The sequence below is a fragment of the Eisenbergiella sp. OF01-20 genome (assembly GCF_003478085.1).
Lineage (GTDB): Bacteria > Bacillota > Clostridia > Lachnospirales > Lachnospiraceae > Eisenbergiella.
This window is the reverse complement of the sequence record NZ_QUES01000004.1, coordinates 96,346-120,603: the sequence shown is the minus strand read 5'-3', so window position 1 is coordinate 120,603 and position 24,258 is coordinate 96,346. Positions and strand designations below refer to the sequence as shown.

General features: G+C 51.0%; 18 protein-coding genes. 5 read left to right on the top strand and 13 right to left on the bottom strand.

Annotated elements, in window-relative coordinates; all coding sequences use genetic code 11:
* Positions 1 to 13: 13 nt before the first annotated feature.
* Positions 14 to 1,561 (top strand): response regulator, encoded by a 1,548-nt coding sequence (locus DXA36_RS07520; RefSeq protein ID WP_118678127.1) that lies wholly within the window; start codon positions 14 to 16, stop codon positions 1,559 to 1,561.
* A gap of 15 nt (positions 1,562 to 1,576) precedes the next feature.
* Positions 1,577 to 3,400, top strand: a complete 1,824-nt coding sequence (locus DXA36_RS07515; protein WP_118677912.1) for a sensor histidine kinase — start codon at positions 1,577 to 1,579, stop codon at positions 3,398 to 3,400.
* Positions 3,401 to 3,502: 102 nt separating this feature from the next.
* On the opposite strand, the gene DXA36_RS07510 is transcribed toward DXA36_RS07515, so the two are convergent.
* The 7 genes from DXA36_RS07510 to DXA36_RS07475 all read right to left on the bottom strand — a co-directional run bounded on the left by DXA36_RS07510 (position 3,503) and on the right by DXA36_RS07475 (position 12,671).
* A complete protein-coding gene (locus DXA36_RS07510) occupies positions 3,503 to 4,264 on the bottom strand; it encodes a PHP domain-containing protein (RefSeq protein ID WP_118677910.1) in 762 nt (253 codons plus the stop codon).
* A gap of 13 nt (positions 4,265 to 4,277) precedes the next feature.
* Positions 4,278 to 6,053 (bottom strand): ABC transporter substrate-binding protein, encoded by a 1,776-nt coding sequence (locus DXA36_RS07505; RefSeq protein ID WP_118677908.1) that lies wholly within the window; start codon positions 6,051 to 6,053, stop codon positions 4,278 to 4,280.
* A 42-nt stretch (positions 6,054 to 6,095) separates the two neighbouring features.
* A complete protein-coding gene (locus DXA36_RS07500; RefSeq protein ID WP_118677906.1) occupies positions 6,096 to 7,022 on the bottom strand; it encodes a carbohydrate ABC transporter permease in 927 nt (308 codons plus the stop codon).
* A gap of 10 nt (positions 7,023 to 7,032) precedes the next feature.
* The gene (locus tag DXA36_RS07495; RefSeq protein ID WP_118677904.1) at positions 7,033 to 7,968 is read right to left on the bottom strand and encodes an ABC transporter permease; all 936 of its coding nucleotides are present in this window, start codon (positions 7,966 to 7,968) and stop codon (positions 7,033 to 7,035) included.
* A 300-nt stretch (positions 7,969 to 8,268) separates the two neighbouring features.
* Positions 8,269 to 9,627, bottom strand: a complete 1,359-nt coding sequence (locus DXA36_RS07485) for an MFS transporter (RefSeq protein WP_118677900.1) — start codon at positions 9,625 to 9,627, stop codon at positions 8,269 to 8,271.
* 38 nt (positions 9,628 to 9,665) lie between these two features.
* Entirely contained in the window at positions 9,666 to 11,735 is a 2,070-nt protein-coding gene (locus DXA36_RS07480) for a beta-glucosidase (protein ID WP_118677898.1), read from the bottom strand.
* A gap of 12 nt (positions 11,736 to 11,747) precedes the next feature.
* Positions 11,748 to 12,671 (bottom strand): AraC family transcriptional regulator, encoded by a 924-nt coding sequence (locus DXA36_RS07475; protein WP_182478971.1) that lies wholly within the window; start codon positions 12,669 to 12,671, stop codon positions 11,748 to 11,750.
* Between the two features lie 280 nt (positions 12,672 to 12,951).
* Between DXA36_RS07475 and DXA36_RS07470 the strand changes: the two genes are divergently transcribed.
* A complete protein-coding gene (locus DXA36_RS07470; RefSeq protein WP_118677894.1) occupies positions 12,952 to 15,444 on the top strand; it encodes a glycoside hydrolase family 2 TIM barrel-domain containing protein in 2,493 nt (830 codons plus the stop codon).
* A 2-nt stretch (positions 15,445 to 15,446) separates the two neighbouring features.
* Here DXA36_RS07470 and DXA36_RS07465 read toward each other — a convergent pair whose 3' ends face one another.
* The 6 genes from DXA36_RS07465 to yaaA all read right to left on the bottom strand — a co-directional run bounded on the left by DXA36_RS07465 (position 15,447) and on the right by yaaA (position 22,144).
* On the bottom strand, positions 15,447 to 16,127 hold the full coding sequence (locus tag DXA36_RS07465; protein WP_118677891.1) for an LrgB family protein: 681 nt from the start codon (positions 16,125 to 16,127) through the stop codon (positions 15,447 to 15,449).
* Entirely contained in the window at positions 16,120 to 16,494 is a 375-nt protein-coding gene (locus DXA36_RS07460) for a CidA/LrgA family protein (RefSeq protein ID WP_118677889.1), read from the bottom strand. The genes DXA36_RS07465 and DXA36_RS07460 overlap by 8 nt, the downstream gene beginning before the upstream one ends.
* An 8-nt stretch (positions 16,495 to 16,502) precedes the next feature.
* The gene (locus DXA36_RS07455) at positions 16,503 to 17,027 is read right to left on the bottom strand and encodes a cysteine hydrolase family protein (protein WP_118677887.1); all 525 of its coding nucleotides are present in this window, start codon (positions 17,025 to 17,027) and stop codon (positions 16,503 to 16,505) included.
* A gap of 113 nt (positions 17,028 to 17,140) precedes the next feature.
* The gene (gene mfd, locus DXA36_RS07450; protein WP_118677885.1) at positions 17,141 to 20,671 is read right to left on the bottom strand and encodes a transcription-repair coupling factor; all 3,531 of its coding nucleotides are present in this window, start codon (positions 20,669 to 20,671) and stop codon (positions 17,141 to 17,143) included.
* On the bottom strand, positions 20,672 to 21,256 hold the full coding sequence (gene pth, locus DXA36_RS07445; RefSeq protein ID WP_118677883.1) for an aminoacyl-tRNA hydrolase: 585 nt from the start codon (positions 21,254 to 21,256) through the stop codon (positions 20,672 to 20,674). It abuts the gene before it with no gap.
* A gap of 60 nt (positions 21,257 to 21,316) precedes the next feature.
* Complete coding sequence (gene yaaA / locus DXA36_RS07440; protein ID WP_118677881.1) at positions 21,317 to 22,144, bottom strand: peroxide stress protein YaaA; 828 nt, start codon at positions 22,142 to 22,144, stop codon at positions 21,317 to 21,319.
* A gap of 148 nt (positions 22,145 to 22,292) precedes the next feature.
* Between yaaA and DXA36_RS07435 the strand changes: the two genes are divergently transcribed.
* Together DXA36_RS07435 and DXA36_RS07430 are read left to right on the top strand one after the other, a co-directional pair.
* Complete coding sequence (locus DXA36_RS07435) at positions 22,293 to 22,778, top strand: sigma-70 family RNA polymerase sigma factor (RefSeq protein ID WP_118677879.1); 486 nt, start codon at positions 22,293 to 22,295, stop codon at positions 22,776 to 22,778.
* 25 nt (positions 22,779 to 22,803) lie between these two features.
* Positions 22,804 to 24,222 (top strand): SPOR domain-containing protein, encoded by a 1,419-nt coding sequence (locus DXA36_RS07430; protein WP_118677877.1) that lies wholly within the window; start codon positions 22,804 to 22,806, stop codon positions 24,220 to 24,222.
* The last annotated feature ends 36 nt before the right edge of the window (positions 24,223 to 24,258 follow it).

The window sequence follows — 24,258 nt, the reverse complement described above, 5'->3', positions numbered from 1 at the left end:
TATGAGGGGTTTTATGTATACATATTTTATTGCCGATGACGAAACCAAAATAAGACAGGGTCTGCGCCGGCTGATCGACTGGGAGGAGCTGGGCTTTTTTTGCGTGGGCGAAGCTTCAAACGGGGAGGACGCCCTTGCGGTCATCCTGGAAAAAAAACCGGATATCGCTTTGCTGGATATCCGTATGCCGCGGCTGAGCGGCCTTGATGTGGCACGCCTTGCCAGAGAGAAAAATTATGAAGGCACCATTCTCATCCTCAGCGGCTATTCCGATTTTAAGTATGCCCAGGAGGCCATGTGTTACGATGTGAAATTTTATATCACCAAACCGGTGGATGAGGACGACCTTACCGCCCATCTTCTCAAAATACGGGAAGAGCTTGATGAAAAAAAGAAACGCACCTCCGCAATTGAATATTACAGCGAAAAGGCCCGCAGCGGCATCCTCCGTGATTTTCTCACCGGTTCCTCCCGGACACTTACGGAGGAGCTTAAAGAGCTTGGTTTGCTTTCCGGCTGTTACCAGGCCGCCATTTATGAAAAATACAGTCACGATGCCGCCGCGGTATCCTACCGCTTTTCCGATTTGCTGCACCTCACCAATGAGGATAACCATTCGTATGAAACCTTAACCATTGATCATAATGAAATTATTCTGTTAAAAGGAGATTTTGCGATCCGTCGTTTTTCCGAATTTGTGGAGCGGTTCGAACGGGAGGTAAAGCCGCAGAAGGGTTCCCCCTTAGACAGCCTTTTCATTACCTACGGAAGGGTCGTTTACCGGCCGGAAGATATCACCGGCTCCTACCGGGAAGCCCTTTATCTTTTACAAATGCGTTTTTACTGTGATCCGGGGCAGCATACCTTCGGCTATCACCAGCTGGCCCCGCCCCAAAACAGTTATTTTATACCGGATAAAGCCACTCTGGAGGAATACAGGGACATGCTGGTGGATTATATTCAGACACGGAACCGGCGTTTGCTGGCGGAAACTCTCGGCCGGCTCCGGGAACAGATCTACCTCTCCTCCGTCCCCATCGAGGATATCCGGCGTTTTTTCCTTGATCTCTATCTTCAGGTCAGGGAAGCTGTCCGTTATCATTATCATACCGCAGATATCCCTTTTCCTCCGGGCAGCTGGGCGGCGGATTTTATCAATACCCGGTATTATCTGTATGAAATCATCACCTTTATCTCCGAACAGACGGAAATGATCCTGCGTTCCCTTGGGACCGCCTCCCGGGAAAGCACCCTGGACAATGTCATTTATTACATCAGGCATAATTACATGAATAACCTGAAGCTGGAACGGATCGCACCTCTTTTTGGCTATAACAGCTCCTATCTGGGAAAGCTCTTCACCCAGAAAATAGGCATGAATTTCACGGCTTATCTGGATCGGGTGCGGATTGACGCCTCCCTGGAGCTGCTGAAGGAAGGTACTCTGAAGGTTTATGAAATAGCGGAAAAAGTGGGCTACAGCAACGTGGATTATTTCCACACCAAGTTTAAGAAGGTAATGGGAGAAAGTCCCGCGGAATACCGCAGAAAGCTGCGTTAACAAAGGAGTTTCCATATGTCGTCAAAGCACGGTCCCCACAGCAGGATACAAAAGCATATGCACCGGATGCTGATACCGGTCATCCTGGTTCCGCTCCTGTTTATCGGTGTTTTCCTTTCTTTTTATGCCATAAACTTCCTGTACCGCCAGGCACAGACCCAGGTAGAGTCGGATAATCTGCGGGCGAAGTCCGTCCTCCTGGACGCTGCCCTTCATTTTTATACCATTTCCGAGGAGCTGTTTTCCGACGGGGATCTGTCCCGTATTCTCACTGCGGATTATGAAAACGAAGAAGAGGCAATGCGTATCTGCAACGGTTATGAACGGCTGGCAAGAACCCACGCCAATAACGCTGCCATTTCCTCCATCCTCATTTATACGGATAACCCTTCTATCCCTGACTGCCGGTATATCCAGCAGGCCGACCCGGATATGCTGGCGGAATGGTTCCCCCTGGTTTCCGTAAGCGGCACCACATCCTGGCAGTCCAGTACCCTGGGCTACAGTGAATCCACTTACCCCGGGACCGACGAACGTTCGCCGGAGCTGACCTTCCTGCGCTCGATTCCCCTTTCCCCGTCCTCCCATCATGCGATTCTGGTCATCAAGCTCAGCAACAATTACCTTAAAAACCGCATCCAGAATAATGCCCTGTTTACGGCCCTGTCTATCCAGGATCAACCCGTTTTTTTCTCCAGCAGCCGTTTTTACCAGGGACAGCCCCAGCCGGTTCCGATTGATTTCGAGAAAAAAGGCTTCCACACCAGCGGTTTCCTTCCCTTCGGAGGGGAGAAGCAAATCGGCTGTATCACCACCCTTCCCGCATACCATACGGACGGACAGTTCTATCTCACTACCATCGATTTGCATGCGAAAACCTCTATCTACCAAATAGGCTTCATCTGCCTGCTGGTGCTGACCGCAGCCATTGCCGCTTCCCTCTACGGCATCCTCTACTCCACCCGCTATTTCAGCCGGCGTGTGACGACCCTGCAGGCCGCTATGGAACATGCCAGCCGGGGAAATTATGACATTATCGATACCTTTAAAGGCGACGATGAACTCACCGATACCTTTTTGAACCTGAAAATCATGATCGGCAACATCAAACAGCAGGAGCTGCAGGTCTATGAAGCCAGGATAAAGGAACAGACCTTGATCAACCAGCAGCAGCAAATGGAATACAAGCTTCTTGCCAGCCAGATCAATCCCCATTTCCTCTATAATTCCCTGGAAACAATCCGTATGATGTCCGTGGGAAGCGGAGACCGGGAAACAGCCTCCGCCATTAAGCTCCTGGGGAAAACCATGCATTATGTGCTGGAAAATACGGGAACGGCCAGCACCACTCTGGATAAAGAACTGGATTATATCGCTTCCTACCTCGCCATCCAAAAGCTGCGATTTGAAGACCGGTTTGATTATACCCTTCGGATCCCCCCTGATTTTTCCCTCTCTTCTTATAAAATACTGCCGCTTCTCCTTCAGCCCATCATAGAAAATGCTATCCTGCACGGCCTGGAGGAAAAAGATACCGGCGGTCAATTGACCATCACCCTGCATACGGAAGAGGAAAAGCTTCATATTATTATAGAGGATAACGGAAAAGGCATGACCGAAGAAGAATGGCACACCCTGTCGGAAAAACTGGAAGCCTCCGGGGATCCGGATATCCCTGATTTTCCGGATCCCTCCGTCCCTGCCGGCAGCATCGGTCTATGCAACATCAGCCGGCGCATCCGTCTCATTTACGGTTCCCCTTACTCCATGCACCTGACCAGCAGTCCCGGGAGGGGAACCTGTGTCCGCCTGCTTCTCCCCCTGATTCCCGCAGACTGAATGGAACCGGATAGGGGAATCCGCCCCTTCTGCTTTCGTGCCTTCATACCAAAGGAAGAGCCGCCTCCTAAAGAGTATTCTCTTTAGGAAGCGGCTTCTTTTTTACAGGTTATGACCGAGAAATTCCTCCAGGCTTTGATAATCCCGGTTGGCAATGAGCCTCTCAGGGAAATGGATTTCCTCTAGCATCCGGAGTGATTCCGGATACAGCCCGATGGAATGGGCGGAGTGGGCATCGGAATTTACCATAATCATCGTTCCTTCCCGGGCGCACAGCTGGGCGGCCTGACGGCAGACAGCCGGGATATGGGCGCCGAACCGGGCGGAGGCTTCATTGATTTCCAGAGCCTTTCCCAGCCGGCGGGCTTCCCGGATAACCGGCAGCATATCAAACCGGTAGCCGGATCTCCCCACATGGCCCAGTACATTGACCCTGCCGTTCTGCAGCACCTTCAGATACATATTTGTATTTGCGGCGGTATCTTCCCGGTCGGTTTCCATTTTACCAGGCCCCCGGTGGACGCTGGCAATCACCAGCTCCAAATCTTTCCATGCCTCCTCCAGCACACTTTTCCCCTCATGCATCACATTATAGTTGGCCAGATGTCCTTCCAAATCCACGATATCCGCTTCCATTCCGCGCAGGATGCGGACTCCCCGGATATGGGAAGGAAGCACGGTCAGGTTGATGATGGGAACTGCCTTATCCCCGAATTCCTCTTCTTTTATGGGACAGAAATGATCCGTCACCGCGATGCATTCCAGCTTCCTGCCGGCCGCATAGGCGGCGCATTCCTCAATGGTACTGTACGCATGCCCGCTCAATATGGTATGGACATGGCAATCCGTTTTTATCTGATACATGAATCCCCATCCTTTACTGAAGCACTTTCTGCCTTTCCGCCTTTTGATCCTCCACCTTCTGCATATCTATTTCCAGAATTCTCTCATATCCCAGGCCATAGACGGTTTCCTGCATCTGGCGGATGTATTCCTTAAATTCCGCTTCGTCCTTTGCAAATACCGCCTTCCAGGAATACTCCACCACCGTGGAGTTAATCTGTGTACGGATTGTGGCGATTTCGGAATCCTCCGCCGGTTCGGAATAGGAGCATCCCGGGGCCACCAGCACCTGCCCGTGATCCTTGTAATATTCCACCGCCGTCTTTACTCCATAGTGCTCCTGCCAGTCCTCGATCAAAGGGTTGCTGTTTAATTCCGTATAGGAATCCCATAAGGTATAATCGTAAGGATGGTTTGTTTCCGGATTGATTTCCGCGCTGGAGATCGCTTTGATTCCCAGCTGGGACTTTCCGTCCTTCCAGCTTCCTCCGCCGTATTCCTCCGGCATCTGTGCATCCCCGTCCACCAGGCACTGCCTGCCGAATTCGGTAAGGACCGGCGCACCATCCTTCATTTCCCAGGTAAGCCCTTCGGGTCCGCACAGGGTTACGCTGTGTCCCGCACTGTTGCCGATCCCTTCCGGGGAATACAGCCAGTCAATGAAATCCGCCATCCTCTGGGGATCCTGGGCCTTGCTTCCTATCATGGCACTGTTGGCGGGGTTTCCTTTGGCATAGCAGCCCCAGGAATAAATCCGGGTATCCGCAACGGGAATCGCCATAAACCCCTTTCCCTCCTCCACATGCTCGGTCACATTATAGGCCGCCTGTCCCAGCCAAGGCCAGGGAGAAAAAAGAACGGCGCCGTCTTTATATTTACTGTAAAGCGTATCATAGTTCTGCGTGGTGGATTCCGGATCCATCAGCCCCATCTGGTTGGCTGTGAAAAACAGCTTTAAATTACGCACATATACGGAATCATCCTCAACCAGGCTCTGGGGCGGAAGGGAATCATCTGCGGAATATACCGCATCCCCCATAAAACGGTATCCATACAGACTGGGAAGCCATGCCCCCTGCTTCATCGCATTATCGTCCCAATCCTTAAACAGGGAAAACGCATAGGTTTTCTTTCCGGAATCACTGACGGGACACAGCTCCTGCATCTCCTTCAGCACAGCCAGCATATCCTCCGCCGTATTCAGCTCCGGACAGCCTAATTCCTGATACAGATCCCATCGCAGATATACCCCGGAGTTACAGTCCGTCCCCTCCATGGGTGTGGTGGGGGACAGGGTGGTTACTTCGGAAGGAATCATATAAATCCCCTCTTCCTCCACAAGCTCCTTATTGCTGTATTCAATGGCTTCCCTGTATCTTTCCAGATTTTCTTTTCCCTGGATCAAGCCGGACATATCCATCACCAGGCCCGCGGTAACCAGATCCTGAAGCCTTCCTCTGTCCGCAGAGGTGAAAATCAAATCCCCCAGATTCCCGGCAGCACTCCTTGTCTGGAACAGGGTATCTCCCCCGCCCGCCACATTGGGTGCGATAATATTCAGTTCCATATTAAATTTATCTTTCACTATTTTGGCAAACCAGCCCGACTGGATTCCCTGGTAATTGGCCTGGGAATCAAATACATCCACCGTAAGGAATTCCTCGTATTTACTGTCTCCGCCGGACAGGCTCTGCGCTGCCTGCGCCCCGTCCTCCTGCGGCGCTGCGGCAGGTTTTCCGTCCCCGCACCCTGCCGCCATGGACACCGCCACAGCCGCACATAAAAGTAAGCTCACAAGTTTCTTCTTCATAAGATCCTCCTTCTTTTATCATAGTATGAATCCTTTGTTCTATCAACCTTTAACCGAACCTATCATAATACCCTTAACAAAATATCGCTGGAATATGGGATAAATAAATAAAATGGGCAGGACTACAATGACGGAAACCGTCATGCGGATGGAGGTGGGCGTCTGCTGGGTCGCCAGCGCCGCCATATTCAGGTTTGTACCGCCGCTGCTGTTTTTTACCATGGTTGCCAGGGAATTCGCCTGGTTTATATACTGGTAAAGGATATACTGCAGGGAATACAGCTTCTGATCCGTCACATAAATAAGCGTATCCTGGAACGCGTTCCACTGGGCCACCGCTGAAAAAATAGCGATGGTGGCCAATATGGGAGTGGAGGTGGGAAGGATGATCTTCAAAAACACCTTCATAACACCTGCCCCGTCAATTTCCGCCGCCTCCTGCAGTGAGCGGGGAATGGATTCCATATAGGTCTTCACCAGTATGATATTGAAGGGCTGTACAATCACGGGAACCACATACACCCAGAAGGAATTGGTCAGATGCAGGTTCTGCATGGTAAGGAACATAGGGATCAGCCCCGCATTAAAATACATCGTCACCACCATCAGCCGGTACCAAAGCTTCCGTTTCCACATCCGCTCCTGGGTGAACATAAATCCCAGAAACGCCGAAGCCAGCACCGTACAAACCGTTCCGATTACCGTCCGCCCCACAGATACAAGCGCCGCAAGCCCAAGCCCCTTTAACTGCAGCACCTGCTTATAATTCTCCAGATGCAGCTGGCTGGGCAGAAAATTAATGCTTCCGTTTCCGCTTAAATCATTTGCGCTGACGGAATTGATAATGAGATAATAAAAAGGGTAAAAGCAAATCAGGGTAAACAGGCCGAATCCCACGTAATTGATAATTGCGAACAGGATATCCCCTTTTGTTCTTTTCATCCTTTTTTCCTTGATTACAGCTTTCATACACAGCCTCCTAAATAATGGATTCTCCTCTTACCCTTTTGGATACAAAATTGACAACCACCAGAAGAGAAACGCTCACCACACTTTTCATCATACTGATTGCCGTGGCAAGGGAAATGCTCCTGCCCGTAATGCCCAGATTATAAACATACAAATCCAGAACCTGGATATGTGTCTTATTAAATGCATTCTGGAATACAAAATACTGATCCATCCCGTTATTCAGGAAATTGGCTATGGACAGCATCAGCAGTACGAAAAAGGTAGGCATCAGCGCCGGCAGTGTGATATGCCGCATCAGCTTAAACCGCCCTGCGCCGTCCACTCTGGCCGCCTCATATAACTCCTGATCCACTCCTGAAATCGCCGCAAGATACATAATGGCACTCCATCCCAGGCTCTTCCAGGTATGCCACAGCAGCATGGACAGCCATGTGTGGGAATCGCTGTCCAGGAATTTGACCGCCTCAGAGGTAATCCCCAGATTCTGCAGAAGCGTATTCACCATGCCCGTATTGGAGAACAGGCTGAACGCCACCGAATACACCAGGACCCAGCTGATAAAATTGGGCAGAGTAGTCATCGTCTGCACCAGGTTTTTAAACCATTTACACTTGATTTCACTTAGAAAAACGGCGAATCCCAGAGGCAGGACAGAAGTCAGAATACTCAGGAAACTCATTGCAAAGGTATTCTTCATAACCTGCCAGAGCTGCGCCAGCTGGGTTTCATTGCTGAAAAACATCCGAAACCACTTCAGTCCCACAAACGGGCACTGACTCAGCCTCAGCGGCGCCTTATAATCATAAAATGCATAAATCCATCCGTGCAGCGGGAAATAGGAAAACAAAAAACACAAAATCAAAAAGGGAAGAATCATTAAAAACATTTTCTTTCCCTGCTTCTCCCGGGCATTAACCGGCCTTTTTCCGCCTCTCCCTTTCATCTCAAATCCCCTTCCTTTCCGCGATAGTATCAGCTCCCGCCTTGTTTCTAAAGGGATTCTATCATTCCTGCCTTCTCTTTAATACACCACAATTTTCATCATTTTCCTTCAAAAATCCCCCTTTTTCAGGTAATGTGGAATTTTCCCGGTAAAAAAAGTGGAATTTGTCCGGTAGTGCCTCACCCCGCAGGATCCAAGTAGCCTTCCCCCGCCGCCTGTGCGGCACGACCGGGATGGAGACAGTAACCATACAAAAAACAGGCCGTAGCAAACGGCCTGTTTTTTGTATGCTAACCTATTTTATTTTCCATGCTCCAAATCCCAATCCTGGTTTGCTTTCTCCACCTTCAGGCGGGACAGAATAAGGATAGAAATGATAACCATGATAAACGGGAATCCCAGATACATGAATTTCAGCATATTGATGCAGGATTCCGACTGGACCGGCGCGTTCGCCACATATCCCCCTGCTTCCAGAAGCATCCCGGCCAGGGCGGTGCCCAGGCCGCCGCCGATTTTAATGCCCAGGGAAGAACAGGAAAACATGGTTCCGTCGATACGCTTTCCCTTTGTGCGGTAGGTATAGTCGCTGGTCGCCGCAATCAGGGCATTTAAATCTCCTGTAACAGGGCTGACGCAAAGGCCGGCAATTACGGAAAAAGCAAGCATCATGGGGATACTCCCAATCAGGCCGCCGATGATAAAGCCGATACGCATGAAAAAGGCGATGCAGTAGCCGGTGAGATTTACCTTGTACATGCTTCCGGCTTTTTTAACCAATGCGGGAGTGAGGGCCAGACCCACAATCATAGGGAACATCTGGGCCGCGGAAAAGGTACCCAATAGGGCCGGATTGCCTAAAACATAGGTCATATAATAGATACCGATCCCCGCTATACCCGTCTGGATATAGGTCAGGATATACAGTGCCACGATCATCAGATAATATTTGTTCTGCACCAGAAGCTTGGCGGACTGCAGAAGGGTCAGCTTTTCTTCGTCCCCCTTCTTTGGGGCGGTTTCATCCTCATCCACCACCTCTTTTACGGAGAAAACAGAAACCGTATTCACCACCAGCCCGATCAGGGCATAAATAATCGCCACATTCCGCCAGCCCATAGCGCCGCCGCCCATAGTGGATACCAGCCCGACGGTTATGGATGCAACCACCAGGTTGGTCGCCAGGGAAAACATGAAACGGATGGATCCCACCTGCACACGTTCGTTATTATTCCTGGTTATCAGGGAGGTGAGGGAGGCATAGGCAATATTATTTGCCGTATAGAAAACCGCATTCAGCAATGTATAAGCAATGAAGAAATAGGCGTATTTTGCCGTATCCCCCCAGCTTTCGGGAATGGCGAAAATAGCTATCAGCATTACCGCATTCCCGATATAGGACCAGAGCATCCAGGGACGGGCTTTGCCTAATTTGCTCTTTGTCTTGTCAATAAGAGAACCGAAGAATACGTCCGTGATACCGTCCGCAAACTTGGAAAACATCATCAGGGTACCGGCGATACCCGCATTCAGCCCAACGGTATCCGTCAGATAAATCATGACAAAGCTGGTAAGAAGCGCGTAAACCATATTTGCCGCAAGATCTCCGGAACCGTAACCTACCTTATTGTACCATTTTAAATATTTTTTTTCCTGCATATCCTTATCCCCCAGTCAACATTTGTTTTTGTGCGGCTTTATAATTGGATGCTGCCCTTTAAAAGATCCTCCTCGGCAGAAGATGTGCCTATGTACATTTCATATTCCATATGCTCCAGCCGGAAAGAAGCGCTCTTTGTGTCATAGTATTTCAGCTTTTCCACGGGACAGGTGATTTCCACCTGCTTTTCCTCACCGGGCGCGAGCGTCACCCGCCGGAAGCCTCTCAGCAGCCTGACCGGCCGGTCAATGGAAGAGTGGCCAAAGCCCACATACAGCTGGATTACCTCCGTGCCTTCCCTGTCTCCCGTATTTTTTACCGTACATACCCCGGTCACCTTATCTTCATCCGCACGGAAAGCCGGAGCCTCCACGGAAAACGTGGTATAGCTGCCTCCGAATCCAAAGGGCAGAAGTGGTGTTTTGCCTATCTTCTGCAGCTTGGTATAGCCATGGTAATATCCATAGTACTGGTTGGTGGTATCCCAGTTCACATGGGGCAGATCCTCTTCCTCATACGGGAGTACAAACGGAAGCTTGCCGCTGGGATTGACTTCCCCTGTCAGGATCCGGGTAATCACACTTCCCCCTTCCTGCCCCGGGTAAAAAGCCATCAGGACGGAAGCCACACTGTCAATCCAGTCCGTCACCATAATCATGTTGCCGCCAATCATAACAACCGCAGAGTTTTTGTTTTCCGGTCCCACGGTCTTGATCAATTCCACCTCATCCTCATGAAGGCCCAGTGTTTTACGATCCCCGCCCACAGCTCCGGTATAGTTTTCGGCATTTTCCACAGCAACAAATTCTCCTTCGTCGTCATGGTCAAAGCCCACCACAAAAACAACCGCATCCGCTTCCTTCGCCACTTCCTTCGCATGCTCCAGATCTTCCCCGCTGTACCAGATCACTTCCGCCTCCGGGAGCACTTCATTAAAGCCGTCCATGGGTGTTTTTACATAGGCAGGGAATACCCGGCTCGAACCATGATCCCCTATATTGGCTTTATTTGCCAGTTTTCCCAGCAGCGCGATCTTTTTGATCTTATCTTTCCGGAAAGGAAGTGCTTTTCCTTCGTTCTTTAACAGGACAATCCCTTCCTCTGCGGCACGCTTCGCCAGCTCGACATGCTCTTTGCAGCCCAGGATCTCTTTTCCGTAGGTATGCCCGCTCTTTTGATAGGAATCCTCAAAGGCCAGAATGGTACGCACGATCCGCAGGGCGGAATCATTGATGCGCCCTTCGCCCACCAACCCGTCCTTTACCGCCTGCACCAGCTTATCCCCGAAAAACTGGGTACAGCACATTTCCATATCCTGTCCGCCGTTTCCGGCTTCCACGGTATCCTTTACGCCCCAGATGAAATCGCTCATGACAAAGCCGTCGAAATCCCATTCCTCCTTCAGCACCTTACGCAGCAGATAGTCGGAATGGCCGCAGTGGGTTCCCTTGTACAGGTTATAGGCGCTCATGATACTCGCCGCCCCCGCATCCACACAGTCCTTAAAATGGGACAGATACACCTCTCGCTCGGTACGCCTTTCACAATCCACACTCACCTTAAATCGGCTGATTTCCATGGAATTAAATGCAAAATGCTTGACGCAGGCCATGACATCCTCCGCCTGTACGCCTCTCACCAGGGCCGAACCCATCTGTCCCAGCGCAAAGCTGTCCTCCCCGTAGACCTCCTGGCTGCGTCCCCAGCCGGGGTTATAGGGCAGATTGATGCACACTCCCGCAAACAGGTTGCCGCCGTGCCCCCGTACCTCACGCCCGATGGCATGCCCGATTTCTTCCTCCAGCTCCGTGTCAAAGCTGGCGCCGCGGCACATCGTTACCGGAAAGCAGGTGCTTTCCCCGGTCCCGCAGACCACCCCTCTTGGCCCGTCGCAAAAAAGCATCGGCGCAACGCCTTCCCGTTCATTTCCCCCCGCAGGATAAGGTCTGGCATTATAATGGGATGCCTCACCCATGGCATCCGCCATCATATCCTGGAATGTCAGGTTCCCGCTCATCAGGTATACCTTCTCCTCCAGCGACATCCTATCCACAATTTCCTGTGCCTTCTCTGTAAATTCAAGTCTGTGTTCCTTCGCCTGGTTCATCTCATTCTCCCTTCAGCATTCCGCATAACTATGCATTAACGTTTCCGCTTCCCTTTTATCAAAATTCAAATATCCCTGTACTACCTTTTCCACCGGTCCAATCCCCCCGCCGTTTCTGTATTCCTTTGGTGTGATTCCGGTTTCTTTTTTAAAGACACGGTAAAAAGTCGCTTCATTAGTGAAACCACATTCCCCTCCGATCATGGTAATTGGTTTCCTGCTCAGTCTCAGAAGCGCTTTTGCCTTTTCCACCCTCGCCGTATCGATCATTTCCTTGGGCGATATCCCCAGGAAGCTTTTGGCATAGCGGTACAGCGATTTTTCACTGATCCCGAAATGCCTGGAAATGCATTCCGTCAGATTTTTCTGATCGCAGTTGGCGTCGATATAAGCCCCTATTTCCGCTACAAGCTGCCCCTCTGCGGGACTGTCCGCATATCCCGGATAACGGCGGATATCAAACTGTACGCTTGCCGCCAGTTCCGCCATCAATTCATAAAATGACGCGTTCTGAACCAGATAAGCCTCCGGCTCCTCTCCATAAATGGTAAGACCGGCTTTGCAGGCCGCCTTCCTCAGCCTCTCGAAGCCGCCTTTCGGCGGAAACTGTTTCCTCACGCTGTTCAGATAAAAATATAGCAGCTGTTCCTTTCCCGCAATCCGTTCAAAAATTGTGGTGGGGAACTGAATGAAAAGGCAGAGATTATCCTGGACTCCCCGGTATCCATGCACCATTTTGCTGTTTACGAGAAAAATATCCCCCGCTTCCATCAGCATAGGACTGGGACCACAGAGAACCTGGAGCTTTCCTTTCAGCAAAACCACCAGTTCATAGTCATAATGCCAGTGATAATGGGAGCTTTCCATTCCGGTTACAAAAATTTTTGCAGGAGCCATAATCTTATGTTCGATCGGTTCAAAAACACTGTTATTCATATCCCCTCCTTTTCTTGTCGTAAACATGAAGGATGATTTGCGGTGCATACCATAAGTTGGTTGTCATCTTATACAAGAAGTATAGCACTCCCGTTTTTCTTTTGTTGTCATTTAAGATAAATATCACTATCAAAATCGGACTTTTATGTGCATATGCATTGTTAATTTTATAATTCTATCCTATACTTTATGTATATCGTATAACATTTCAACAAACAACAGGAAACGGTTACTGTGGACACGAGTAAGATACAGAAGCCGCGGCCGGGAAAGAGGTGCCATGATACGGAAAAAATTGAATGATAACTGGATAGTCACATCCGGGGAAAACGGGCTGATGAGCATGCTGCGGGGCGGAGATCCCCATGCCGTAACCGTTCATCTGCCCCACGATGCCATGATACATGAAAAAAGGACTCCCGACACGAAAAACGGAAGCCAGACCGGGTTTTACCCGGGAAATGTGTATACCTATACCAGGCAGCTGGATGTTCCCGACGCCTGGGAAGGGAACTCCGTGATGCTGGAATTTGAGGGTGTTTACGCCAATGCCCGCGTGTACATAAACGGGGATTATGCAGGAGGCCATCCTTACGGCTATACCAATTTCTATGTGGCCTGTGAAGATTTCCTGCGCTATGGGGAAACAAATGAAATCAAGGTGATTGCCAATAATCAGGAGCAGACCAGCAGATGGTACAGCGGCGGAGGCATATACCGGAATGTCAGCCTTCTTCTCGGCGGGCCGGTCCATCTGAAGGCGGACGGGCTCAAGGTATCGACCCCGGATGCGGACGGGGACTATGCGGTCATTGTCGTTAAGACTGCGCTGGAAAATGCGGGGACGCTTACGAAAAAGGTCATGCTCCATACCGAAATTACGGACGGCAGCGGAAATATTGTGGCATCGGATCGGATACCCGTCACCTCTTTTCCCCATACCTGTGAACTATCCAGGCAGCGGATGGCGGTAAAAAATCCGCTTCTCTGGGACTGTGATACCCCCAGCCTTTATACCTGCCGGGTAACGGTCATGGACAACGACACGGCGGCGGACGAGGCTGTTGTTTCCTTCGGTATCCGCACCCTGCGTCTTTCCGCTGCACAGGGACTCTGTGTCAACGGGAAAAGCGTAAAGCTTCGCGGCACCTGTATTCACCACGATAACGGAATCCTCGGCGCCGCCACGCTGGAGCGGGCGGAAGAACGCCGCTGCGAGCAATTGAAGGCGGCGGGCTTCAACTGTATCCGCAGCGCCCATCATCCCATGAGCAAGGCTATGCTGGACGCCTGCGACCGGATAGGTATGTACGTCATGGATGAGCTTTCCGACATGTGGACCCGCTCCAAAAATGCCAACGATTATTCCCAGCAGTTTCCTTATTTCTGGGAAAAGGATGTGGAACGCATGGTCGACAAGGATTTCAACCACCCCTGTGTCCTGATGTACAGTATGGGGAATGAAATCCCCGAGGCCGGCACCGCAAAAGGGGCGCAGCTTAACCGCAGGATAAACAACAAATTCAAGGAGCTGGATGATTCCCGTTATACCACCAATGCCATAAACGGCCTGCTTGCAGGCGCGCCCCATATGGGTGAAATTATGGCCGATATCCTTGGGAAGGAGCAGATGGCACAAATGGCCGCTTCTCTCGGGAAGAAAGAGACGGAAGACGACAGGACAGAAGGCGGCGCGGACGCGCTCAACGGCATGATGGCGGTTCTTTCCGGGCCTCTTGCCGACCGGATGGCAACCAGCCCCGTCCTTTCCGGCCTTTTGGAGGAAACCGCGTCCGGTATGGATATCACCGGCTATAACTATCTGACGGCACTCCATGCGGCGGAAAAGGAATTCCATCCCAACCGTGTGGTAATCGGCAGCGAAACCTTCCCCGGAGATATCGTCCGTTTATGGGATGTGGTGAAAAAGAATGACCATGTCATCGGAGATATGACCTGGACCGGCTATGATTATCTCGGGGAAGCCGGCTGCGGTATTTTCTATTATGACGGCACACAAAACTTCACCTCCCACTGGCCGGACAGCATCGCCTACATAGGAGATATCGATATCACAGGCTACCGCAGGCCTATCAGCTATCTTCGGGAAATCGTATTCGGCCTTCGCAAAAATCCTTATCTTGCCGTCCTGCGCATGAACCGGAACGGGCAGAAATCCTCCCTGACGCCCTGGATGTGGAAGGATAACATCGCCAGCTGGACATGGCCGGGATACGAGGGACAAACCGCTTACGTGGACGTCTATGCCGACGCGGAGGAAGCCGAGCTTTTTTTAAATGGGTCCTCCCTTGGAAAGAAAGCGGTGGGCGATGCCTTTATGGCTGCCTTTGAGATCCCTTATCAGCCGGGTGAACTGAAGGCAGTCAGCTACAAAGACGGCAGGGAAACCGGAAGCTGTTTCCTGCAGACCGCCGATTCCCGGGTGGAGATGGATATTTCCTGTGATCACACACAGATAAAAGCGGACGGTGCCGACCTGTCCTATCTCACCGTCTGCTTCCGGGACGCCTGCGGCCGCATAAACCTGAATATAGAAAAAGAGGTAACCATTCAGGTACAAGGCTGCGGAACGCTCCAGGGCTTCGGCAGTGCGGATCCCCAGACCCTGAACCGCTATGACAATCCTGTCTGGACCTCCTATGACGGCTATCTTCTGGCCGCCGTCAGGGCCGGATATGAAAAAGGTATCATAAAAGTAACCTTAACCTCCGAAGGCTGTGAAACCAGGACTGTTGAAATAACCACGGTTTAAAATCACCCCATAATCAAAGAAAACAGTACCGTCAGTATCCCGCAGATGCCAATGGCAAGACCGCTCATAGCCCCTTCGGTTTCCCCCAGCTCAATAGCCTTGGAGGTACCTACCGCATGGCTGCAGGCGCCGATAGCCAGCCCCGCGGTCATGGAATCCGTAACCCGGAAAACCCGGATCAGCCAGGGGGCCAGGATACTGCCCATAATCCCTGTTATGATTACTGCAACCACCGTGACCGGCACCATTCCCCCATGGCTTTCGGAAATCCCCACCGCAATGGGGGTTGTCACCGATTTGGGGATAAGGGAGTTGGTCAGCGCCTCATCCAGGCCAAAAAGCCGGCACAGCAGATAGACACTTCCCATGGAAGTGAGGGCGCCCACCGTACAGCCCACCAGAATGGGAAGCCAGTTCTTCTTCAGCAGCTCCACCCTTGTATAAACGGAAACTGCCAGACAGCTTGTAGCCGGTGCAAGGAACATGTTGATAATACTCCCGCCTTCCTTATAAGCCTCATAAGGAATCCGGAACAAGAGCAGCACGCCGATAACCAGAACAATGGCAATTATCAGCGGATTACACACCACAAGCCCTGTTTTTTTCTGAATCCGCACACCGATGGAAAAAGCCAGAATGCTCAGAGCTATGCCGAAAAAGGGGGAGGATGTCAGTTCAGCCATTTCCGTTCCCCCCTTTTCTTAAAGCCATCAGCTTCAGAGTCAGCCGGATGCTCCCGGCTGTGGCCGCAAAAGTGAGAATGGTGGTGAGCAGGCAGATGATCAGAAGCTTCCACACCGTGCTTTGAAGCACCTCAAAATAATTGATGATGCTCACGCCGGCGGGCACAAAGAAAAAGGCCATATTCGCCAGCAGGAAATCCGATTTTTCCCGGATATGCTCCACCTTCAGCACCCTGAAGGCCAGCAGCACAAACAACAGCACCATTCCTATCACGCTCGCCGGGAAAGCAAAGGGAAGCAGCGCCTCCACAATCTGGCTCACCCAGCATATAGAAAAAATAATACCGATCTGATATATGATTTTCATCGCTTTTCTTACCCTTCCACCATGATCTGGCACATTTTCATGGTAAGAAGCGCGGCTTCATGGCTTTCCGGCGTCACCCCTGCACAGCAGGCGGCATCCACGATGATACGGTTTTCCGGCAGAAAGCTTTTAAGCAGGATGGCGTTGGATACCACGCAGATATCCGTACAGAGTCCCACCAGTTCGATTGCCAGTTCCTCTTTTTCATTTTCCGTGCACAGAAGCTTTACCAGATCCATGGATCCAAAGGAAGGCTTATCTACAATTACCGCCTCCGGCATAGCCTCCGCGATTTCGGAACGGATTTCCCATCCTCTGCTCCCCTTTACGCAATGTACCACCGGAAGGTTCTTTCCTTCGCTGCTCGCAAGGTAATCCTCTCCGTGCGTATCTCTGGTGGCATAAATACAATCTGCCGGATACGATTTGATTTTACCGATTACCTTGTCCACAATTCCCTGCGCCTGCGCGGTCCCCAGAGAGCCGTCAATAAAATCATTCTGCATGTCAACTACGACAAGTACCTTTTTCATGCCAATCCTCCTCGGCAACACTTCAGACCGAACTGAACTGTTACCTTACCCTTTCGTTTTGTTTTATCTGCTGCCGACCGTCTCCCGTTTCCCGGGAATGGAAACATGCTTCATCAGGTCAGAATCTGCATCATATCCCCCAGCAGCTCTTCGGTAAGCCGTATCAGGTTTTCTGCATCCTTTTCCACAACGCCGCATTTCTTGTAACGGTATAAGAAAACCGGCGTCCCCCTGGCGCTGAAGGTGAGTTTCTTTTTATGCTTTTCCAGGATTGTCGGGATATTTTCCACCCGTATGGCGGCATCGGGACGCATGGTAAGCTTTAATTCCCCGTTTCTTCCCTTGACCTCCGTGATATACAGTTCATGGGCCAGCACCCGGATCAGGGCAATACGCAGCAGGTTCTCCACCGACTTGGGAACCTCTCCGAACCGATCCAGCAGCTCTTCCTTCATATCTTCACTTTCGGCATGGGTTTCCACACCGGCAATCCGCTTGTAAATATCCAGCTTCTGCTGTTCGTTCACAATATAGGAAGGAGGGATAAAGGCATCCGCCTCCAGTTCCACGGTGGTGGTGAAATCCACGATACTCTTCTCCCCTTTCAGGTTCTTCACGGCTTCATTGAGCATCTTGCAGTACAGATCATAGCCTACCGCTTCCATATGCCCGTGCTGCTTTCGTCCCAGAAGATTGCCCGCCCCCCTGATTTCCAGATCCCGCATGGCAATTTTAAAACCGCTGCCAAGATCGGTAAATTCCCGGATGGCAGAGAGCCTTTTTTCCGCAATTTCCTTAAGCATCTTATCCCGCTTATACATCAGGAAGGCATAGGAGGTCCGGTTGGATCGCCCTACCCGCCCTCTCAGCTGATAAAGCTGGGAAAGCCCCAGCTGATCCGCATCGTGGATGATCATGGTATTCACATTGGAGATATCCAGACCGGTTTCGATAATGGTGGTCGCCACCAGCACATCAATTTCCCCGTTGATGAAATCATACATGATCCGTTCCAGCTCATGCTCCTTCATCTGCCCGTGGGCAAACGCCACGGTCGCCTCCGGAACCAGCTCCTGCAGGACAGCGGCCACATCCGCAATTGTCTGGACCCGGTTATATACATAATATACCTGCCCGCCCCGGGTAAGCTCCCTGACAACGGCCTCCCGCACCATTTCTTCATTGTATTCACAGACAAAGGTCTGGATGGGAAGCCTGTCACTGGGCGGTTCCTCCAGGACGCTCATATCCCGGATGCCCACCAGGGACATGTGCAGGGTCCTGGGGATCGGCGTGGCGGTCAGCGTAAGCACATCCACGTTATCCTTGATTTTCTTTATTTTTTCCTTATGGGTGACGCCGAAGCGCTGCTCCTCGTCGATGATCAAAAGCCCCAGATCCTTAAACTGGATATCGGACGACAGGATCCTGTGGGTTCCGATGACAATATCCACCTGGCCCTTGCGCAGATCCTCCACGGTTTTCTTTTGCTCCGACGGGGTACGGAATCGGGACATCAGATCGATCCGTACCGGGAAATCCTTCATCCTCTGGGCAAAGGTATTATAATGCTGCTGGGCCAGAATCGTGGTGGGCACCAGAAAAGCCACCTGCTTCCCATCCTGTATGGCCTTAAATGCCGCCCGGATGGCGATTTCCGTTTTTCCGTAACCCACATCCCCGCATATCAGACGGTCCATGATACGGTAGCTTTCCATATCCTCCTTGGTAGCGGCGATAGCGGCCAGCTGATCATCCGTCTCCTCAAAAGGAAAGCATTCCTCGAATTCCTTCTGCCACACCGTATCCCGGGAATAAGGATAGCCCTCCTGCTGCTGCCTTACGGCATACAGCTCCACCAGATCCTTTGCCACTTCATCCACGGCGCTTCGTACCTTGGTTTTGGTCCTGTGCCATTCCTGGGTTCCCAGCTTATTCAGCTTGGGCGTTTTCGCCGCGTCGGAGGAAGCGTATTTCTGGATCACATCCAGGCCGGTAGCCAGCACGTAAAGGTTCCCGCCGTCCCGGTAAGATATTTTGATGTAATCCTTTACAATCCTTTCCACCTCCACCTTTTCTATCCCCTGGTAAATACCCAGGCCATGGCTTTCATGCACCACATAATCACCGATACGCAGCTCGGAAAAGTCGTTGATTTTCTGTCCTTCGAATTTTTTCTTATGCTTTTTCTTTTTCTTCTGTGCTCCGAAAATATCACTCTCGGTGATCACCACGAACTTCAGGAGAGGATATTCAAACCCTCTCTTCACATGTCCGTAAAAAAGCATCACCTCTCCCGGGATTACCTCCCGTTCCCCGTCCTCGCTGTAGAAGCTGTTCAGCCCCTGTTCCTGCAGATCCTCCGCCAGACGCCTTGCCCTGGTACGGGAACCGGAAAGCAGCAGCACCCGGTATCCGTTTTTCTTATATCTTTTCAAATCGGAAACCAGTGCGTCAAAGCTGCTGTTATAGGAAGACATGCTTTTTACATTGACATCAAACTTCCTCTGCGGCTTCAGCAGCGCATTCTTACTGTCCATGGAGGAGAGCAGCACCGTCCTGCCGTTCTGAAGGAAACCCGCCGTCACCTCCCAGCCATATAGAAGGTCCGCCTGCCGGGGAAGAATATACCCTTTTTCCAGCCGGTGCCCCATGCTTTCCCGGAATTCCATCTCCACTGCCAGCGCATGTTCCTTCACCCGAAGCGCCTCATCAATAAAGATGCAGCTTTCCCCTGCCGGGAAAAAGCGCAGGAAAGAAACCGTATCCTCATAAAAATACCGGATATAGCTCTCCAGGTTGGTGATCTGGGAAAATTCCAATACCTGCTCCCGCAGCTCCTTTACCTGGGTCCTTACCCGATGGGCCTCCTCCGTCAGAAAGGATGCCTGCAGCTTATCCCCGAATTCCTTTGCTTCCTTTTCAATCAGACGGAGTCCGTTTTCCTTCTGCGCCGCAGATAGCATCATTTCCGTGGCCGGATAAATATCCACTTCGTCCAGCTTTTCCACGCTCCGCTGGCTGAGCAGATCAAAGCTGCGGATGGATTCCACTTCTTCTCCCCACAGCTCAATACGGTACGGGTTCTCCTCCGTCAGATCAAAAATATCTATGATACCGCCCCGGATGGAAAACTGCCCCGGTGCATCCACCTGGTAATTTTTCTCATATCCCATTTCAGATAGTTTGCGGGCAAGCCCGCTTTCGTCCAGGCTGCTGTCCGCATCAATATGGATAACGGAAGCGGCTATCTCCTCCAGAGGGACCTGGGGGGACATCAAGGCCGCAAAGGTAGTGATGACCGTCAGCGGTTTCCCCTCCATGATCTTCCGAAGCGCCTTCATCCGTTCCGTCACGAGCTGGTTCCCGTGGATATCCGCCTGGTAAAAAATCAGATCCTTTGCCGGATACCAGGTCACATCCCTGTCATAAAACTGATAATCCTCAAATATTTCCCTTGCCTTCAGGTCACTGAAAGTAACGATGATTTTGTACCGGAAACCATCGCTGAGTCCATATGCCATATGAAGCTTCTGGGAATCCACGCAGCCTGTAAATCCGATACAGGCCCCCTGCTTTTTCAAGAGTGCCTGCCCTTCTTCAAATTCCGCCAGTTCCCGTAACGGCGCTGTAATTGCATTCATCTACTTTTCCCCGCCTGCCCGCTTTCCATTAAATCTGTTCATGGCCTCGTCCGGCCCCTTCTCCATCATGGTGACGGAAGCCTCCACCGCAAGAGCGATGCACTCGTCCATAATTTTACGTTCCCCGCCGGTGAAATGACCCAGCACATAATCCGCCAGATCATAGCCCTCCGGCTTGTTTCCCACGCCCATCTTAATCCGGGCAAAACCATCCGTACCCAGATGGGCAATAATATTTTTCAAACCGTTATGTCCGCCGGCGCTTCCTTTTTTCCGGATACGCAGCTGTCCCAAATCCAGGCTGATATCATCACATACCACGATCAGCTCCGTCCGGGGATCTACCTTATAATAATCTATGATCTCACGGATGCTTTCACCACTCAGATTCATAAAAGTCTGCGGTTTTGCCAGCACAACCTTTCTCCCGTCAATATATCCCCTGCCGACCAGAGCCTTATGCTTCCTCTCAATCACCCGTATCCCATATTTATCTGCCAGGGCATCTATCATATCAAATCCTACATTATGCCGGGTGTTCTCATACTCCCGCTTCGGATTTCCAAGACCTGCTATTACATACATGATTTCCGTTTCCTTCCCGCTTCTGCCATATGTTTAGTTTAATGCCTGTTTGTACCGCTGTCAAATACCGGTATCCCATCCGCCGTCCCGGTTCTCCTTCTTTTTTACAAATACAAGCTGATCCCCGGAAGAATATTCCTCCCTGTAAGTATAACCAAGCCCGCGGAAATCCTTCAGCTTTCTCCAGTCCCTGATATTTTTTTCCGCCGCGAACCGCACCATCTCCCCCCGGGCCATCTTCGCCTGCGTCCCTTTCTGGATCACCGGGATTCCCTGCCCCTTCTTTTTCCCCGCGTTTCCTTCCGCCTTCCGTCCTTCTTCTTTTTCTTCCCCGAAAACACAGGTAATATACTCCATCCCCTTCCCGATCCGGCCTTCCACACACCGGGAATACTCCCTGGAAGCCAGATTCACGATACAATCCGTCTCCCGTTCCAGCTCCTCATACAGCAGATTCCCCCAGAAATCATACAGGTTCCCAACTCCTCCGGGATTCCCCTTGGCCTGCATCTCCAGCCGGTAAGGCACCACACCGTCAAGCGGTTTCAAAATCCCATAAAACCCTGAAAGAATCCGCACATGCTCCTGCACGTAAGCCCATTCCCCGTCCGCAAAAACCCGCGGGGCCATATACTGGTACTGAATCCCCTCATAAGATAAAAGCGCCGGTGTCAGCCCCTTTTCCAGATCCATCGACCGTATTCTTTCATAATTTAAAGCGGTAATATTATCATTACACTTCCAAAGCTCCTTTAGTTCCTCCGGCTTCCTCCCTTTAAGCCATTCCAAAAGCGCCCCCGCTTTTTCCAAATAAACCGGAAGCCCTCCGATCTCCATCGTATCCGTATCCACATTCATCTTCTTCGCCGGTGAAATAATAAATCTCATGCCTGTCCGTTCCTTTCCCCCTCTGTGTAAAATATGCTATACTAACTTTTATCATTTTTTTTCGTTTTGCGCAAACTTTTTTCCTTCCTGGGAAGTCTAATGAGTGTAAAGGGCTAAAAAACAAGATTCATGAAAGAAGGTGGGGCACATGAGCCAACATTTAACTAAGAAGCAATTCGCACAGTATATGGAAAACGGAAAGGCAAAATTTTATCGTCTCGCTTTCTGTTATGTCAAAAATGAGCACGACGCGCTGGATATCCTATCGGAAGCTACCTACAGAGGTTTTATCCATCTGAACAAACTGGAAAAACCGGAATTTTTCGATACCTGGATGAGCCGGATTATCATTAATTGTGCTTATGATTTATTGAAAAAACAGAAAAAATATGAATTTGTTGTTCCTGACGACACGTTCACCGAACAGCCGGAGGAGCTTTCCATAGACGACCGCCTGGATTTATATCAGGCGCTGAATACCTTAAACCCCGAAGAAAAAACACTGATCATCCTGAAATATTTTGAGGACAGAAGCTTCCGGGAAATAGCGGAAACCATGAAACTGCCGGAAAGCACGGTGAAAACCCGGCTTTACCGCACCATCGGCAAATTAAAAGAAGCCGTTTCGGTCTGACACCCCCCAGAAAGGAGCTACAGTTATGAATAAAGGAAAAGAAAACTACAATAACATCCCCCTGCCCGATTCCCTTTCCGATGCCATTCGGACCGGACTGGACCGGGGACAAAAATATACGGCAAAAAAATGGATTACCGGTATCGGCTCTCTGGCCGCCGCATGCCTGTGTCTGGTGGTATTCGCACAGGTATTCCCCTTTGCGGACGGAAACGCCGGGGATAATGCCAACACGCCGTCCCCCGCCCGTTCCTCCTCCGACACGCCGGTAACACCCCAGGCCTTTTCCGACGAACCGCCCGTAGAGGTACAGGAACCGGAAAGCTACCGGATCCCCTGCAGCACGCCTAAGGATTCCTCCCGGGAGAACAAGGCTTACCGGATAGATGAAAAATGGGCTCCCCACCGTCTTGTTTTCACCCTTTATGATGTACGCGATTTTGATTTCGAAGCTATCAGCAAACCTCTTCTGGAATCCGATCTGGTAAAAGATGTCTATCGCAGTATTCTTCTGGACGACTCCGCCGTAAGTTTTGTCGTGGAGCTTCCTGTTAACATGGGATACCAGATTGCGGATCACAGCCAGGACGGCTATGTGGAGCTGACCCTCAACTATAACGATATCCCCGATGAAATAAGGGAAATCTATTACCTTTCCTCCGCTGAAATGGAAGGCGGTGAAGAGACCGCCCACTTCCGGGAAGCCCTTCCCACAGAGGACAGCAGCCTGGTAAAAACCCAGGACGGAAAATATCTGGTGGTTGTGGGGGAATTTGAAACACAGCAGGAGGCGGAAGAAATGCTTGCCCGGCTGGAAGAGGACGGAATGGAACCCGGAACCCTTCATATAGCCTCCGGCATGAGCGATGAATCCCCTGCCGGCAGTTCCTCCCAGGATACGGCAGCCTTTCCGGAAACCGAAGCGCCTTCTTCCATCCGTGTTTACGGCACGGTGACGGAAATAAACGGCAGCCAGGTTACCATTTCCAACGACAACCAGGACGATCCCTATTCCACCATTGTCCTTACTATCCATGAAGATACCCTGATATTGACAGCAGAAGACGGCAGGGAAAAAACACTGGAAAGTCTGCAGCCGGGAGAAATGCTCTATGCCTATGTCAGCCCGATCATGACCAGAAGCCTGCCTCCTATGTCCAACGCCGATGTGATCTTTTGTGAGATTCCCGAAGATATGATGGTTCCCACCTATGCGGTCATTACCGAAGTCACTGCCGACCCGGACGGCACTCTCAGCATCACTACCGATCAGGATCTGATTTGCTTCATCCGCGAGGATACCCCGGTTAAAACAATGGACGGCAAGAGGGAACTGGAACATTCCGTGCTGCAGCCCGGAAACAGAATCCTGGTCTGGTACCAGATCGCTACCTTAAGCATCCCCGCCCAGACCAACCCGGATGAAATCCGTGTACTTCCTTAACAATACGGCTGCCTGACGGATGGACTCCGCCAATCA